Source organism: Bacteroides sp. CAG:633 (assembly GCF_000435115.1).
Classification (GTDB): domain Bacteria; phylum Bacteroidota; class Bacteroidia; order Bacteroidales; family Bacteroidaceae; genus Bacteroides; species Bacteroides ndongoniae.
Genome location: NZ_FR883157.1, coordinates 79,140 through 96,401 on the forward strand (window position 1 = coordinate 79,140; position 17,262 = coordinate 96,401).

Annotated in this window: 12 protein-coding genes and 1 other RNA gene; 9 read left to right on the forward strand and 4 right to left on the reverse strand. The window is 45.1% G+C overall.

Annotated features, from left to right (window positions below; translation table 11 throughout):
• The first annotated feature begins 260 nt into the window (after positions 1-260).
• Positions 261-1,838 carry an ATP-binding protein gene (locus tag QVP67_RS15390; RefSeq protein WP_022164444.1) on the forward strand — a complete coding sequence of 526 codons (1,578 nt, stop codon included), beginning with the start codon at positions 261-263 and terminating at the stop codon, positions 1,836-1,838.
• Positions 1,839-2,038: 200 nt separating this feature from the next.
• Here QVP67_RS15390 and QVP67_RS15395 read toward each other — a convergent pair whose 3' ends face one another.
• Positions 2,039-3,358 (reverse strand): YihY/virulence factor BrkB family protein, encoded by a 1,320-nt coding sequence (locus QVP67_RS15395; RefSeq protein WP_022164445.1) that lies wholly within the window; start codon positions 3,356-3,358, stop codon positions 2,039-2,041.
• Between the two features lie 27 nt (positions 3,359-3,385).
• Positions 3,386-3,801: RNase P RNA component class A (gene rnpB / locus QVP67_RS15400), an RNA gene on the reverse strand.
• A 124-nt stretch (positions 3,802-3,925) separates the two neighbouring features.
• Here rnpB and QVP67_RS15405 point away from each other — a divergent pair.
• The 8 genes from QVP67_RS15405 (at position 3,926) to QVP67_RS15440 (ending at position 14,173) form a co-directional block, all read left to right on the forward strand.
• Positions 3,926-5,149, forward strand: a complete 1,224-nt coding sequence (locus QVP67_RS15405; protein WP_022164446.1) for a C40 family peptidase — start codon at positions 3,926-3,928, stop codon at positions 5,147-5,149.
• Between the two features lie 10 nt (positions 5,150-5,159).
• Positions 5,160-6,317 carry a dipeptide epimerase gene (locus QVP67_RS15410; protein WP_022164447.1) on the forward strand — a complete coding sequence of 386 codons (1,158 nt, stop codon included), beginning with the start codon at positions 5,160-5,162 and terminating at the stop codon, positions 6,315-6,317.
• 225 nt (positions 6,318-6,542) lie between these two features.
• On the forward strand, positions 6,543-8,111 hold the full coding sequence (locus QVP67_RS15415) for a trypsin-like peptidase domain-containing protein (protein ID WP_022164448.1): 1,569 nt from the start codon (positions 6,543-6,545) through the stop codon (positions 8,109-8,111).
• 263 nt (positions 8,112-8,374) lie between these two features.
• Positions 8,375-9,235 carry a sigma-70 family RNA polymerase sigma factor gene (locus tag QVP67_RS15420; RefSeq protein WP_008766632.1) on the forward strand — a complete coding sequence of 287 codons (861 nt, stop codon included), beginning with the start codon at positions 8,375-8,377 and terminating at the stop codon, positions 9,233-9,235.
• A gap of 163 nt (positions 9,236-9,398) precedes the next feature.
• A complete protein-coding gene (locus tag QVP67_RS15425) occupies positions 9,399-9,797 on the forward strand; it encodes a hypothetical protein (RefSeq protein ID WP_022164451.1) in 399 nt (132 codons plus the stop codon).
• 162 nt (positions 9,798-9,959) lie between these two features.
• Positions 9,960-11,033 (forward strand): clostripain-related cysteine peptidase, encoded by a 1,074-nt coding sequence (locus tag QVP67_RS15430; protein ID WP_288180313.1) that lies wholly within the window; start codon positions 9,960-9,962, stop codon positions 11,031-11,033.
• Between the two features lie 314 nt (positions 11,034-11,347).
• Positions 11,348-13,798 carry an FAD-dependent oxidoreductase gene (locus tag QVP67_RS15435; RefSeq protein ID WP_288180314.1) on the forward strand — a complete coding sequence of 817 codons (2,451 nt, stop codon included), beginning with the start codon at positions 11,348-11,350 and terminating at the stop codon, positions 13,796-13,798.
• Between the two features lie 15 nt (positions 13,799-13,813).
• Positions 13,814-14,173, forward strand: coding sequence for a MarR family winged helix-turn-helix transcriptional regulator (locus QVP67_RS15440; RefSeq protein WP_022164454.1), 360 nt, complete (start codon positions 13,814-13,816; stop codon positions 14,171-14,173).
• On the opposite strand, the gene QVP67_RS15445 is transcribed toward QVP67_RS15440, so the two are convergent.
• On the reverse strand, positions 14,170-15,291 hold the full coding sequence (locus QVP67_RS15445; RefSeq protein ID WP_022164455.1) for a fimbrillin family protein: 1,122 nt from the start codon (positions 15,289-15,291) through the stop codon (positions 14,170-14,172). The two genes, QVP67_RS15440 and QVP67_RS15445, sit on opposite strands and share 4 nt — an antisense overlap.
• A gap of 34 nt (positions 15,292-15,325) precedes the next feature.
• Positions 15,326-17,134, reverse strand: coding sequence for a C10 family peptidase (locus QVP67_RS15450; protein WP_022164456.1), 1,809 nt, complete (start codon positions 17,132-17,134; stop codon positions 15,326-15,328).
• Positions 17,135-17,262 lie beyond the last annotated feature (128 nt).

Consider the following 17,262-nt stretch of genomic DNA (forward strand, 5'->3'; position numbering starts at 1 on the left):
CGTGTGCCGTTCCGAGGCGTCCTTCCGCTTCCAGCTGTTGAATAATCAGGTCCATGTAAGTGGTTAAGTGTTCTTTCTTTTTCATGATTCGTTTCGAGTTTGATAAAGTGCAGATTGTTTAGTGTTTTAGTTTAAGCGAAACAAAATAAGAAAAAGAAAGGGAGAGTTGTGCAACGAAGGGGAAAAATAGAGGATTATTTCCTGATTGGGCGGAAATCTTTTATATTTGCAGGTAGTATGAAAACGAAAACGTTCTGCTTATGAAATACCCTATTGGAATACAAAGTTTCGATCGTGTCATTGAAGACGGCTATGTTTATGTGGATAAGACGGATTTAATTTACAGCCTGGTACATGAAAGTAGTATATACTTTTTGAGTCGTCCGCGCCGTTTCGGGAAGAGCCTGTTGGTATCCACACTGAAAAACTATTTTCTGGGACGGCGTGAACTGTTCCGTGGTCTGGCCATCGACGAATTGGAGACGGAGTGGGCGACATATCCTGTGTTTCATGTGGACTTCAACGGAGGGAACTTTACGGATTCCGGCGAACTGGAAAAGAAAATCAATTTTCATGTGTCGGAATGGGAAAAGCAGTATGGCATACCCGACCGCGAAGAAGAACTGGGGTACGGGTATCGCTTTATCGAAGTGCTTCGCGCCGCCCACAAGCAGACGGGACGCCGCTGCGTGGTGCTGATTGATGAGTACGACAAGCCGATATTGGACGTGCTCGATGTTGACCGCGAGTTGGAGGATCGTCACCGCAACGTGCTGAAAGGTTTCTACTCCGTATTCAAGGGAGCAGACGAGCACCTGCAGTTCGTGTTGCTGACAGGTGTGACGAAGTTCTCGCAGGTGAGTGTGTTCAGTGGCTTCAACCAGCCGAAGGATATCAGCATGGACGGGCGTTACGAGACGTTGTGCGGCATTACCCAGGAAGAGATCGACCGATACTTTCCGCAACCCATCGCCGACATGGCGGTGGACTACCGCTGCACGCCGGAGGAGATGAAACAGCGGCTGAAACAGCAGTACGACGGCTACCACTTCAGCGACCGTATGACGGACGTGTACAATCCTTTCAGCCTGCTCAACGCATTGGACAGCCGCCGCGTGAACGATTACTGGTTTCGTTCAGGTACGCCCACTTACCTCATTCGCCTGTTGAACCACTTTGATGAAAATTTGAATGAGCTGACGGGTAAATATTATCGTCCGGAAGAATTTGTTGATTATAAGGCCGATGTGGAACGTCCCTTGCCTATGATCTTCCAGAGTGGTTACTTGACCATCAAGGATTACGACATTGATTTTAATACATTTTTATTGGATTTCCCAAACAATGAAGTAAAAAACGGGTTTCTGACTATGTTGTCTGCAGCATATTTGAAGCCAGCTGAAGATACCGGAGGGTGGATCAGAGACGTTGTTATTACCATGCGTCGCGGCGAAGTAGAAAAACTGTCAGCTTTGTTTGCTTCCTTCTTGGCCAGCATCCCCTATACCATGCGCCGTAAGGAGGATGAAGTGGAACGCGAACGCTACTTCCAATATACCTTTTATCTGATACTCCGCCTGATCAGTGTCTACACTGTCTATGTGGAAAAGGTGCAGAGTCAAGGGCGTGTGGACTGTGTGCTGGAAACACCGCAGTATGTCTACATCTTCGAGTTCAAGCTGGACGGCACCGCTGCCGAAGCCTTGCAGCAGATAGAAGAAAAGGGTTACGCACGCGAGTATGCAGCCGATGTACGAAAGGTGTATAAGATTGGTGCAACCTTCTCGTCGGAAACGGGGACTATTGGCGAATGGGAGTGCAGAGAAATGAAGAATTAATCATTAATCATTAACCACTAATCATTAACCATTAACAAGGCTTCAGTTAACAAGTCTATTAGGCTGGAACTCCCTGTTTGATAAAGTGCCGCTTGAAACGGCTCGCTACAAACGCCTTGTTAACTCGTCAACTTGTTGCTTGTCAACTGCAACTTGAGCTTGCGAATTGAAAATCGACGAAGTCAAAGTTGAGATAATTGTTATAAGTCTTTCACCAGCAATTGTTGGGTGCTGTTATAGTATTCCTCTCTGGCTTTCATCAAGGCTTTCCATTCGGAACTGAATTCGTGATCCTTGTCTATCTTGAAGTTTTCTGATCCGTGGGTGTAGAGCCGGTTGAGCAAGATGTTTACGGTCAGTTGGTTGATGTCCATCGAAGGTTGGTAAGCGATGTCCTGACTTTTGGCGTCGACTACCACTTCGTGTATCAGTCCGACTTCCTGAAGTTCGTAGAGTGTTTGGTTGGCAAGCCGTATGGGGATCTGGCACTCTTCCGAAATGGCTTCTGCCGTATAGGGAGTTTCTCCTTTTTCAAACCGTTTGGTGATGTGGGACATGATGAGCATCGATACAAAGTCGCGGTAACGCCGGCTGATGCTGCGCGTGTCCTGATCGAAACTGAAATTGCGGATGTTTTGTCCGGCATACGTCAGTTCGGCACCGAACAGACAGATGGTCCACGAAATCTGGAGCCATAACAGAAACAGAGGAAGAGCGGCAAAACTTCCGTAAATGGCATTGTAGCGCGACACCCACAACTGGCTGCTGATGTACAGGAACTGGAATGCCTGATGGGCGGTACCGGCCAGAATGCCCGAAATCAGTGCATGCTTGAAGCGGACTTTGGTATTGGGCATGAAGACATAGAGGGCTGTGAACATGCCCCAAGCCAGTACGAAAGGTATCAGACGTATCAGGAACTTGCCAAGTGGCGCAAGCAGGGTGTAGTCCTCGATGTTCTTTACCATGGTACTCATGAAGATGGAAAGACCTCCTGACACGACAATCAGAATTGGCATCAGCAGGAGCATGGAGAAATAATCTGTTATCTTGCGGTACATGCTGCGTGCTTTTTTTACCTGCCAGATGCGGTTGAAGGTAATTTCCATGTTGTTGATCAGGTTCAGTACGGACCAAAGCAACATGATAAGGCCTACTCCGATGAAGACTCCGCTCTTGGTTTGCGACAGATAGGAGTCGACAAACTGGAATATGAATTCGGTAGTCCCTGTGACTCCGCCAAAACCGTTGATGATCTGGTGTTCCATCAGGTTGTCGAATCCGAATCCACGGGCAATGGCAAACAGAATGGCCAGGATGGGTACGATGGCGAGCAGGGTGCTATAAGTCAGTGCGGCTGCTTTGTTGGCCAGACGATCCTGTGCGAAGCGGGAAACGCAGAGATAGATGGTCTTGATGATGTTATAGAGAGAGAAAGTCGTTTTGGTGACTTCGTCTTCCGTAATACGCCAGATGTCGTAGGTCAGGAACTTCCAGAGTGTGGCTATACGTTTGTTCATAATCCATGGATTGAAGAAAGAAAGAGAAAAAGCAGTCGGTCTGTAAGCCGGGTTCTGTAATCTGTCCTGGCGGGCCGTGTTTCGATTCGGGCATTCGCCTTTCATCTTTCAGTCCTGTCAAGACAAATTGTCTGTCATTTATCTGAGCCGTATGTTGCCATACGAGCTTTAGCGGTCTACCCTCCGACATGGAGCGAGCAACTCTCGTGGCGCCGGTTTACATGACCTTACAACTTCCAAGACACACAGCCCTTGCGTCACCACAAGACTGGTGGGCTCTTACCCCGCCTTCTCACCCTTACCGCAATCCGAAGATTGTGGCGGTTATTTTCTTCTGCGTTACTCTACCCTCGCGGATAGCTTTCTGTTAGGAAGTGGAATGCTCTGTGTTGCCCGGACTTTCCTCATACGCACAAGGCGCAAGCGACAGACCGACCGACTGCTTCTGGCGTGCAAAGATAATGTAAACGCGTCACAGTATAAAATAAAATTATCCCTTTTTCTCCCTCTCAAAAGAAATAATTTGTAGCTTTGCTAACAGAAACACTATCAAAAAGAATTTGGCAGATGCGAAAAACTATTCATTTATTTCTCTTTTCCCTGTTTTTGACTTCATTGGTGCAGGCTTCCGGTGTCGGAAGTAACGATTTGCCGGCAGATGTGATTCGGCTGACGGATAGTTTGAAACAGGTTTATGCTCCCGACGGACGGGTAGCATTGTTCCAGACTGATTATACGGTTTCCGGCCGGAAGATGATGCTGAGGGGAGTGACTACGGCTGCAGCGGCCAAAGAGGCTTTGCTGCAAGGGCTTGGAAAGGCCGGTTACGAGGTGATGGACTGTATGAAGGTGCTTCCCGATGAGGCGGCTTTGGAAGGAAAAACGTATGGAGTAGTTAATCTGTCGGTGTGTAACTTGCATGTAAAGCCCGACTTTGCTTCGGAGATGACGACTCAGGCATTATTGGGGATGCCGGTTCGTGTGCTTCAGTTCGACGGCTGGTATCGGATACAGACTCCGGATAATTATATTGCCTGGGTGCATCGGGCAGGTGTCAGGCTGATGGACAGTGCAGAGGTGGCGAACTGGAACCGTGCGGAGAAGATTGTTGTTACGACTCATTATGGTTTTGTATATTCTGCTCCCAACCGTCGTTCGCAGACGGTATCGGATATCGTGGCAGGCAATCGTCTGAAGTGGTTGGGAAGTAAGGGGGATTTTTATAAGGTGGCTTATCCCGATGGTCGCACCGGATATGTGGAGAAGGCGGATGCATGTCCCGAAAAACAATGGCGGAAGTCTTTGAAAAAAGATCCCGGTTCTATTCTGAAGACGGCTTATACACTGATTGGGGTACCTTATCTGTGGACTGGGACTTCTTCGAAAGGAATGGACTGCAGTGGGTTGGTGCGGACGGTACTGTACATGCACGATATGATTATACCGCGTGACGCTTCACAGCAAGCTTATGTAGGCGAGCATATCGAGATTGCTTCCGATTTCAGCAATCTGCAGCCTGGCGATCTGGTGTTTTTCGGCAGTCCGGCCACTGCCGAACGGAAGGCGCGCGTGGTTCATGTGGGCATCTACATCGGGCAGGGGCGCTTTATTCACTCTCAAGGCGATGTACATGTCAGCAGTCTCGATGCTTCCGACCCGTTGTTTGATGCTTTCAATCGGGGGCGTCTGTTGTTTGCTACGCGCGTGATACCTTATATAAATAAAATGGATGAATTGAACACAACCGATACCAATCCGTATTATCGCTGGGGAGTGGACGAGTCGGACTAATTACAGAGTTATGACAAACAGAAGAGATTTCCTTAAGACTGCTGCTCTGGCAACACTGGGTGCCGGAATGATTGCCGAGGAGGCTATGGCAGATACCAAGAAAAAGAAAATACACCTATTTAATATTAATAAGCAGGGGGCGGCTCCTAAAATGAAAATGCGTTTCTTCCCCTACGAACTGCAATTGCGTCATGTTTTTACGGTAGCTACTTATTCGCGTACGACTACTCCCGATGTGCAGGTCGAGATTGAGTACGATGGCATAATAGGTTATGGTGAGGCTTCCATGCCGCCTTATCTGGGACAGACAGTAAAAAGCGTATTGGCTTTCTTGCAGAAGGTGGACTTGGGGCAGTTCAGCGATCCTTTCCAACTGGAGGATATTCTGGCGTATGTAGATAGTCTTTCGCCGGGAGATACGGCAGCAAAAGCTGCAGTAGACATTGCCTTGCACGACCTGGTAGGTAAGCTGTTGCAGGCTCCCTGGTACAGAATATGGGGATTGGATAAGGAAAAAGCTCCTTCGACAACGTTTACCATAGGTATTGATACGGCTGACGTGGTCCGCAAAAAGACCGAAGAGTGTGCCGAGCTTTATAATATCTTGAAGGTGAAGCTGGGACGTGACAACGATAAGGAAATGATAAAGACCATTCGTTCGGTCACTGATTTGCCGATAGCGGTTGATGCTAATCAGGGCTGGAAGGACAGGCAGCATGCGTTGGACATGATTCACTGGCTGAAGGAACAGGGAATTGTGATGGTCGAACAACCGATGCCTAAAGAGCAGTTGGATGATATTGCCTGGGTAACCCAGCAGAGTCCTTTGCCTGTATTTGCTGACGAATCGGTGCAACGTCTGAAGGATGTGCCGTCTTTGAAAGGGGCTTTTACGGGTATCAATATCAAACTGATGAAATGTACCGGTATGCGTGAGGCGTGGAAGATGCTGACATTGGCGCGTGCACTGGATATGAAGGTAATGGTGGGTTGTATGACGGAGACTTCGTGCGCTTGTTCGGCGGCTGCCCAGCTTTCTCCGGCTGTTGACTTTGCCGACCTTGACGGAAACTTGCTTATCAGTAACGACCGTTTCAAGGGAATGGAGGTTGTGGGTGGAAAAATAACCCTTTCGGATTTGCCGGGAATAGGAGTAGTAAAGCTTTAAAGTGCTGTCATGTCCTATCTGTCAGTCTTTTAACATGTCAGAATAGTAGATAAATGCAAAATTGTCAGCTTCCGTCGTTAACCGCTGTTAAGCTCAAAAACCTCTCTGTTAAAAGAGAACAAAAAAAGGTGACAAGTGGAATAACTGAACGTTTTTTGTCGTTATTTTAACGTCGTAATGTTAAACGAAACTCGAATATTAACACTTTAAACAGTAAAAAAGGATATGAAACAGACAACAAAAAACATCTTGGGAGTTGCGGCAATCGTACTCTTGAGTTCAGGTGTTGCAGGTATCACTACCTATAAATTAATGCAAAAGGCAGAATATGCCAATCAGTCATTCGATCAGATGTTTGAGCCCAATCCGGGTATAAATCTGGCTGCATTCAGTGGAGCTGCCGCTCAGCCGGTGGATCTGACACAAGCTGCTGAAAATTCCGTTCACGGTGTTGTACATATCCGTTCTACACAATCGTCCAAAGTGCAGGAAGTGGAAGTAAGAGATCCTTTTTATGATTTCTTTGGTGATTTCTTTGGCGGGCGTGGTGGTACGCAAAAACGTCAGATACAGACTCCCGAACGTACAGGCTTCGGCTCGGGTGTCATCATTTCGAAGGACGGATATATCGTGACCAACAATCACGTGATTGACGGTGCTGATGAAATCAGTGTTACGTTGAATGATAACCGTCAGTTTAAGGGTCGTATTATCGGTACAGATGAAGAAACCGATTTAGCCTTGATAAAGATAGAAGGAGATGATTTCCCGACTATTCCGGTCGGCGATTCTGATGCCTTGAAAGTGGGTGAATGGGTATTGGCTGTAGGTAATCCGTTCAACTTGACTTCTACGGTTACGGCCGGTATCGTCAGCGCTAAAGCCCGTTCATTGGGTATGGGACAGATGACTGGCAAACAAGGTATCGAATCATATATTCAGACAGATGCAGCTATTAATCAGGGAAACAGTGGTGGTGCATTAGTTAACGCCCGTGGCGAGTTGGTTGGTATCAATGCGGCTTTGTTCTCTCCGACAGGTTCGAATACCGGTTATGGATTTGCCATTCCGACCAGTATTATGAAGAAGGTTGTAGCTGATTTGAAGCAATATGGATCAGTTCAGCGTGCTAAGCTGGGTGTCAGTGTGACGGAATTGGCTGAAGAACCGGGTGATACTCAGGTTTCGGATCAGAAAAACGGAAAGAAACTGAGTGAGATTAAAAAAGAGGCCAGAGATAAGTTTGGAGTTATAGACGGACTTTGGGTAAGAGAAATTGTAGAGGGTAGTTCTGCTGCCGGTGCCGATATTAAGGTAGATGATGTGATTGTAGGTATGGACGGAAAAGAAATCCATAAGTTTGCCGACCTGCAGGAAGCTCTTGCTAAATATCGTCCGGGCGACAAGGTGAAAGTGAAACTGATTCGTGACAAGAAAGAAAAGACTGTAGAAGTAACTTTGAAGAACGAACAGGGCACTACCAAGATTATAAAGAATGCCGATATGGACATTCTGGGTGCAGCCTTCCGTCCTGTAAGTGCAGAGGTGAAGAGACAACTGAACTTGGGTTACGGATTGGAAGTGACAGGTGTCAGCAGCGGTAAGATGAGTGATGCCGGAATCCGTAAGGGATTCATTATCCTGAAAGCTAACGGTGTGCAGATGAAGACGGTTGACGATTTGGAAAATGTGATGAAGGAAGCTTCCAGAACTCCTGAGCAGGTATTGTTCATTACTGGTATGTTCCCGTCGGGCAAACGTGCAAGCTATGCTGTAGACTTGTCCCAGGAATAACACCCGCTATAGGCCGGAACGGGGATAAAATGCCGGACTTTTGAGAAATGGTATTTTTAACCGTTCTGCCGTAAAGAAAAAGGTAATAAGGTAAGAAGATTGTAATAATCGCAAACAAAAAAGAAAAAAGAGGATGCCGATATGATATTTATCGGTGTCCTTTTTGTTATGTATTTGTTGAATTCAGGCAAAAAAGTTGGGATAAGTTTTTGAACATCAAAAGAAAAAGTCGTAACTTTGTAGCCCAAATACGTATTTATAGGATGAGACAATTAAAAATCACTAAAAGTATCACTAACAGAGAGAGCGCCTCTCTTGACAAGTACTTACAGGAAATTGGCCGTGAGGACCTTATTACTGTCGAAGAGGAGGTAGAGCTCGCTCAGCGCATCCGTAAGGGTGACCGTGTTGCATTGGAGAAGTTGACACGTGCCAATCTGCGTTTCGTTGTATCTGTAGCCAAGCAGTATCAGAATCAAGGTTTGAGTTTGCCCGACTTGATTAATGAGGGTAATCTGGGTCTGATAAAGGCAGCCGAAAAGTTTGATGAAACACGTGGTTTCAAGTTTATCAGTTATGCAGTATGGTGGATACGTCAGTCCATTTTGCAGGCTTTGGCCGAGCAGTCGCGTATCGTACGTCTGCCGTTGAATCAGGTGGGTTCGCTGAATAAGATCAGCAAAGCCTTCTCGAAGTTTGAGCAGGAAAACGAACGTCGTCCGTCGCCCGAAGAATTGGCAGATGAGCTGGAAATCCCGGTAGACAAAATCTCGGATACGCTGAAGGTGTCGGGACGTCATATCTCGGTAGACGCGCCTTTTGTGGAAGGAGAAGATAACAGTCTGCTTGATGTGCTGGTCAACGACGACTCTCCTATGGCCGACCGCTCGTTGGTGAACGAGTCTCTTGCGAGGGAAATTGATAGAGCTCTTTCTACGTTAACCGAGCGCGAAAAGGAAATCATTCAGATGTTCTTTGGCATCGGACAACAGGAAATGACACTGGAGGAAATCGGCGACAAATTTGGCCTCACTCGTGAGCGTGTTCGTCAGATTAAGGAAAAAGCAATTAGAAGATTAAGACAAAGTAATCGTAGTAAATTGCTCAAGTCTTATTTGGGATAAATAAGAAATATCAGTTTCCGACAAATAAAGAAGGTATTAAAAACCGGTATGCCTTGCGTCAGGCAGCCGGTTTTTTTATATCTTTGCGGCAGATGCAGTTGAATGTGAAACATTTGGCTTGTACAGATTTTAGTATTAACAAACTATATAATTAAAGAAACCTATGAAATATCTTCGTATTTTATTGGCTGTAACACTGGTGTTTACGCTGTGCTCGGCGTTTTCTATGAAGAAAGAGAAAGAAAAACAAGTTTATGCTTTTGGTGTGGCGGCTTCGTTCAATGACACGATTGTGTATTATACGGAAATTCAAATGCTCGACAGTGTAGTTTTGGATAAGCGGGGCTTTTTACCACAACGTGAACTCTATTCTTATCAGCTGAAGAATTATCTGGAATATGAGTTGGCGAAACCGGATTATACGTGTATGATTTATTTTTCTGAAAACAAAAATAAACTTCAGAAAGAAGCCAGTAAGGTAAAAGGAAAATATGTGAAAGGAAATCTGAAATTGCAATCCATTGCTCCTTCTGATTTTTCATTTAAGAAACCGGAAGAATAATAATCTGTAGTTTAAACTGAAATCGACATGATAAAGAATTGGCTTATATTACCTTTCTTGCTATTGATGTTTTTGGTAACGTCGTGCCAGGAAGAACCTATTTCTGTTCAATATGGTGATACTAATAACACAGGATCAAATTCGTATAAAAGAACGGTTTTGGTGTATATTGCAGGTGATAACAGCTTGTCTTCGTTTGCTTTTAAGGATCTGGCGGAGATGAAGCAGGGAATGCAGGAGGCGGATGCTACAGCTTTACATCTGCTGGTATATCTGGATACGGGTGATTCTCCACGTCTTGTGGAACTGAAAAAGTCGGGTGATACGGTTGTGGAGGAAGTTGTACGTGAGTATGAGGACCGTAATTCGTGTGGCTTGGAGGAAACCCGTGAAGTGTTTGATGCCGTATTTTCCAACCCGAATTTTGAAGCAGAAAGTTACGGACTGATATACTGGTCTCATGCCGATGGCTGGATTCCTTATGGAGAAGCTTCGACACGTTGGGTAGGGCAGGATAAAACGGATGGCGATCACCGGATGAATATCTCGGAGCTGGTTTCTTTATTGAAAACGACGCCGCATTTTAGTTTTATCATGTTCGATGCATGCTTTATGTCGTCTGTCGAAGTAGCTTACGAATTGCGTAATTTTACTGATTATTACATCGGTTCTCCCACTGAAAACCCGGGACCGGGTGCTCCTTATGATAAACTGGTGCCGCTGATGGCGGAGGATAATGCTGCTGTTCGGATGGCTCAAGTGTATTTTGCATCCTACGAAGCGATTTATAATGGTGGAATCGGCATTTCCAACAATAATTGGACCGGTGGTACTTCCATTTGTGTGATGCGTACGAGTGCTTTGCAGGAATTGGCTTCGATAACGGCCCAATTGCTTCCGCAGGAAGATGTTGATAATGCTGAGCTGATGGAGAAAGTGTTTGATTACGATCATGACGGATGGGGACGAGATTACGTGGGATATTTCGACCTGAAACAGATGATGCAGGAGATTCTGGACGAAGATTCATTTGCAACTTGGGAACAGGCTTTTGATGATGCCATTGCTTATTGGAATACGACTGCAAAGAATTACTCGCAGGTAGTAGGTATGTTCTCGATGGAGGGTGCTAATGGTATTACCCAGTATATTCCCGGCAATAATGCTTCCAGAGCTACAGCTTACCGTTCGATGTCCTGGTATCAGGATGCAGGTTTGTCAGCTTTAGGTTGGTAATAGATAAAAGCTGATCCCGTTTCATTCCTTTAAAAAAAGATGAATGGGAAGGTGGCATGTATATGAGACAGATAGCTTATCTGCATCGTATACATGTCATTTTTATTATAAGCATGTTTTTTTCTTAGTTGTTTCTTTGTACTTGTTTTTGTTTAAAGTAACTATTTCTATTCCTATTTATAATTATACTTTTCTTGCATTATATTAATCGATTAATATTATTTTCCATTGGAAATTATGTATAATTGGAAAATAAATATTTTCTTTGCAGCATAAACTAAAATATGTGCGAACTTAAAATGAATAGTTGAATGATGAAATACATGATTATTGGAGGCGTTGCAGGTGGGGCAACAGCAGCAGCGCGATTGAGAAGAGTAGATGAAAAGGCAGAAATTGTTTTGCTGGAAAAAGGCAAGTACATTTCTTATGCCAATTGTGGTCTTCCTTATTATATAGGTGGCGTGATTGCCGAACGTGAAAAACTGTTGGTACAGACACCTGAGTCGTTTGGTAAACGTTTTCGTATAGCTGTGCGGGTTGAGAATGAGGCGATATCTATACAGCCTGATATAAAGAAAGTAACTATTCGAAAGGCGGATGGCAGTACGTATGAAGAGAGTTACGACAAGTTGCTCCTGTCTCCGGGGGCTACACCCGTAAGGCCGCCTTTGGAGGGAATAGATTTGGAAGGCATTTTCACTTTGCGCAATGTAGAAGACACGGATCGTATAAAATCATACATCAGTTCGAAATGCGTAAAGCGCGCTGTAGTAGTCGGGGCTGGTTTCATTGGCTTGGAGATGGCTGAGAATTTGCATCATGCCGGTGTTCATGTGTCTGTAGTAGAGATGGGGAATCAGGTGATGGCACCTATCGACTTCTCGATGGCAGCTCCTGTGCATCAGCATCTGATTCAAAAAGGAGTGGCACTTTATCTGGAAGAGGGTGTAACTCGGTTCGAACGCACGGATAAAGGGATTAACGTCTTTCTGAAAAGTGGTAAAACGATTCCTGCTGATATGGTGTTGCTGTCTATCGGAGTGCGTCCCGCTACGGACTTGGCCAAGCAAGCCGGATTAAGATTGGGGGAAACTGGTGGTATCTGGGTGGACGAGCATCTGGAGACATCTATTAAAGACATTTATGCAGTAGGCGATGCCATCGAATATCCGCATCCGTTGACAGGCAAGCCTTGGCTGAATTATTTGGCTAATCCGGCTAACAGACAAGGACGTATTGTTGCAGACAACATGGCATTGGGGAACGTGGTGGCATACGAAGGAGCTATTGGTACTTCGATTGCTAAAGTATTTGATATGACAGTCGCTTCGACAGGACTGGCTGCCAAGCGATTGAAACAATGGGGAATGGACTATTACAGTTCTGTGACTCATTCGGCTTCACATGCGGGTTATTATCCGGATGCCCTTCCGCTGACCTTGAAGTTGACATTCCATCCTAAAACGGGAAAATTGTATGGTGCCCAATGTATAGGTTACGAAGGAGTAGACAAGCGTATTGACCAGATTGCCGGACTGATTAAGCGCGGTGGTACAGTGTACGACCTGATGGAGACGGAACATACCTATGCTCCTCCTTTCTCGTCGGCTAAAGATCCTATAGCTATTGCCGGATACGTAGCCTCTAATATTATTAGCGGAGCTATGCCTGCAATAACCTGGCGTGAACTGTTGGCAGAAAAAGAAAATGTAATGTTGATTGATACCCGTACTCCAGAGGAATACTCGTTTGGTTCTATTCCGGGAGCAGTCAATATTCCGCTTGATGAGTTGCGTAACCATTTGTCGGAGATTCCTTCGGATAAGTCGGTAGTGTTGTTCTGTGCTGTTGGTCTGCGTGGTTATTTGGCACAACGCATTTTGATAGGGAACGGTTATAGACAGGTACGTAACCTGATCGGCGGTTACAAAACCTATTCGGCTGCTGTAGCTCCTGTGCCGGTTCCGGTTGCGGACGAAACTGTATGTTGTAAATCTGAAGCAGTTTCAGACGAAGTATCATCCTGCGCTTGTGAATCACCGGTGGTGAAGATTAATGCGTGTGGCTTGCAATGTCCGGGACCTATTATGAAGGTGAAACAAGCAATGGATCATGCCGAGCCAGGGCAACAGATAGAAGTGGTTGCGACTGATGCAGGTTTTGCACGCGACGCATCGGCCTGGTGCGATACAACCGGCAATAAGCTGATCCGAAAAAGTGAGTCGAAAGGACGTTATACGGTAGTAATAGAGAAAGGAAATAGTTGCTCGACGGCAACGCCTGTTCCTGCTGGACGTGGAAAGACATTGATTTTGTTTAGTGATGACTTGGACAAAGCGTTAGCCACTTTTGTACTGGCCAATGGAGCTGCTGCTACAGGACAGAAGGTATCCATCTTCTTTACTTTCTGGGGCTTGAATGTGCTGAAGAAAGTACAAAAGCCTAAGGTGGAGAAAGACATCTTTGGCCGAATGTTCGGTATGATGCTTCCGTCCAGTTCGTTGAAACTGAAACTTTCGCAGATGAATATGTTCGGTTTGGGAAGCCGCATGATGCGTTTTCTGATGAAGCGTAAGGGAGTTGATTCGTTAGAATCGTTGCGTGCCCAGGCATTGGAACAGGGAGTGGAGTTTATAGCATGTCAGATGTCGATGGATATGATGGGAATTAGTCGGGAAGAGTTGCTCGATGAAGTGACAATAGGTGGTGTAGCCACTTATATGGAACGTGCAGACAAGGCTAATGTAAATCTGTTCATCTAATAAAACGTCGGCTATATGGAAACTTTGTGTAAGATCCGTGATATATACAGGGCTATTGCAGAATTTGAGGGACAGTTCGTACAAATGTACGATCTGTCTCTGAATGAAGGCATGCTGTTGTGCACGTTGCTTGACCGTACTCAGTTGACTGCAAGCGAAATTGCTGAGGCGTTGGGATTATCTGCTTCGAATGCTTCGAAAGTGATTCGCTCGGTAGAAAGCAAGAAGCTGATTACTCGTGTAGTGGGTAAAAAAGACAAGCGCCAGATGCTTTTTGCTCTGACGCTTGAAGGTAAAAACCGTATTTTAAATATCAAAGGAGCTACATGGAAACTCCCTGACCTGTTGCTGCAAGCTATTGGTGAACAGCCTTAGAATTCGGTCAGGTCTATTTCTGTTACTCCTGTCAGTTTAGGAAGTGTGACTTCTTCTGCTCCCCACATTTCCAGTGTCACTGTTTTTTCTCCGTCCTTTTCATACTCATGTTGGGCGGCAGTGCTGTATATTTCTGTCTTTCCGTCTCCCCAGTCTATGTTTCCTGTGATATTGACTCCAGAGAATGTAGGCGGGGTGAAGGTTAGACTATTGTGTGTAATTCTCAGCATTCCATAGCTGAATTGGCTCATGTCGTCATTGTCAGAGTTGAGTGATACTAATTCGGGTGCATCGAAAATAGTGATTCCTTTGGCAGTCATGGCTGCACGGAAGATGTATTTGACGCCTTGGGCTATACCGTATTTAGGTAGAGGGCAGGTATAGTCTTTACCATCTATTTTGAAGGTGACATTCACATCTGAACCGGATGAAGTGAAAGGTATGCAGAACATGTCGGGCATATCTTCCTTCCATCCTTCGGCAGACAGGGTATTATTACAAGTGATTGAGAATTTTTCCTGTGTGCTTCCTTTGATTTCTCCAGAAGCAATATTCAGAGTTCCTTGGGTATAGAAATTTTTTCCTTCAATGGTGATTTGTTCCAGCTTTCCCTCACCGTCGTAGTTTTCTTTTTTAATGTTGAAAGCCAATATGGGAAGAGCATGCTTTAGGGTCAGTTTCACAGAAGGTTTTTCGTAAGTAGCCTGAACTGTCGTGCCGGTATACAGGTAGTCTGTCTGGCTATTGATCTCGATGGCTATAGCATCCGGAGTTCCTATATTGGCGCTATAAGGATAGAACGCACGAAGATATTTTTTCTGTCCACTGGTCAGTTCCAGAGCAGGGTTGCTTTTCCAGGAACCGCTTTGTCTGGTGGCTTGGTAAGTGGGAACTTCTTGCCCGGAAGTGATTGAACTGCTTTCGAGAACGAATACGTTCATTGTTTCTCCGTCCTTTTCAATATCAGTAGTAACGTTTGTCAATGCACGCGTCTGCACTTCGGTCGTAAAGGTTACTTCTACTTTTTCGCCTCCGCCCAATTCTTCCTGGTCGTCTTTACAGGCAACAGCGGATAAACCGATGAGGGAGAATAATATATATTTCTGTATGGTTTTCATATGAAGTTCTGATTTTTAGTAAGAAAAATGCTTATTACTTGTTTCCAATGGTGAAATTCAATGTTTTACTGTCTTCTTCGCCAGTTAATACAATGGTGTAGGTGCCGGCTTCCAGTTCATTGGTATCTATTTTGATTTCTCCGGAAGCGTCGGTTGTACCTTCTTTTATTACTTTATTATCATTTGAAGTCAACTTATAGGCGATATCGACTGCGGTGTTCAGCGTAATGATTTTACTTGTCTTGTTGTAAGTGAAAGAAGTGGCTTCTTCTACACTTGCTATTTCCTCACGGACAAGAATTTCTCCAGGGATACTTTCATCGTAGGCAGGTATTACTTGCCATTCGGTACCTTTACTTCCCTTAAAACGCATTTTGATTCGGTCACCACCTTTGATGGGTTGTGTAATCGTACAAGGAATAGTACCGCTGACACCTCTGAATGGATCGAGAGGTGGTGTTTGGACTATTTCACTAATGTCTTCTTTTACTTGCCCATTTTTATCAAATAGGGTAGCTCTTATTTCACCGTTGAAAGTGCTTAAACCAAAATTAAAGACGTGTTCAACATAGACCGTAAATTCTTTGCCTGTTTGGATGTTCTTTTCGTTGGTATAGAGTCCTTTGCCTCCTTCGGTGCTTTGAGCAATGGCCAGTATGTCTGCATATTCCGAACTGGATTCTGCTTTCTTCAGTCCGAACACGGCATCTTGTCCTACGGTAAATCCGCCGGTATTTCCACCGATACCCTGATCATTAGGATTCAGGCCAGACAGCAGATAATAACCGTTGGAATATCCTCCCCATCCCCAGTTTACGCTAAAGTAATTGTTGCTGGTATATCCGTCCAATACGAATTGGTGGCCTTCATTTCGTTTATTGGATCCTCCGTACAGAACGGGACGATGAGCTTCAAGCTCTTCTTTCACCATTTTATGCCATTCGCTGTCCGAGTACCAGCTACGATAAAGAATTCGGGCGCCTTTGTCATATTTCATATGGTTAATCATACCTGTTATCGCATTTTGGGTTGTGGCGCCTGTACCTCCTGTTGAGGCTACGTTATAAGTCGCTTTCGACATTACTCCACAGTCGTACATCAAAGTGGCGACTTCCTGCTCCGATTCGGCAGATGTGGATTTGTCATATACTAAAGGCATGTTATTCCAGTTGTAGGCATGTCCTAATGTGTGGGAAGGGACTGTTTGGGTACTACCGTTGGCAGCTTTATATGTATAACTTTCCAGTGTGCCTTCTCCGCAGTCCGGCCATTCGTGATATTTCATAATAATAGCTATGGCTGTGGCTACACATCCTGTGACAGTTCGTTCGCCGCTCAGCATGGGACATTTATCATTGTATGGAGCATCCTGGTTCCACTTGGCGGTTTCCAGTTCTACTTCTATGTCGCCCACAACATCACTTGCATTCTTCCACGCTTGCTCCGTTGTGACAGAGGCAGTAAAATGATTGTTTCTAGCTTCATTGATCTGATCTTTCAGTCCCAACAGCCAGTTTTTCAGGTTGGCTGGCATATTTTCGGTCTTGAATGAGTTTTCGAATGAATAGCCCAATACAGGCATGGCTACATCATCACCGGCAACGATAATGAATCCTTTTGAATCGGTACGGTTGAATACATAAAAAGCCGGTTCTGTAGCCGAAGTTCGGGTTGATGGATCTTCCCCGTCCCATACCAGTTGTAGTTGGGGTGATGCGCTACGAGTCTGGGTACTTGCCCGAAAGAAGTTCGCGGCTAACGACTGTGCCTGTTCTACGGTCACGTTGTCTGCTAAAAGAAGACCGGAGAAGAAGCAACACAAGATAAATAAAATGTTCCTCATAAACAGATTCCTTTTTTAGTGAATGATTCTCCTATAAATAAAGCGCGCTAAAATAATATTTTTTATGATATTTACCTATATTTATGCAATAAATAATCATCGCGTTATGTAATTTGCCTAAGATTGCT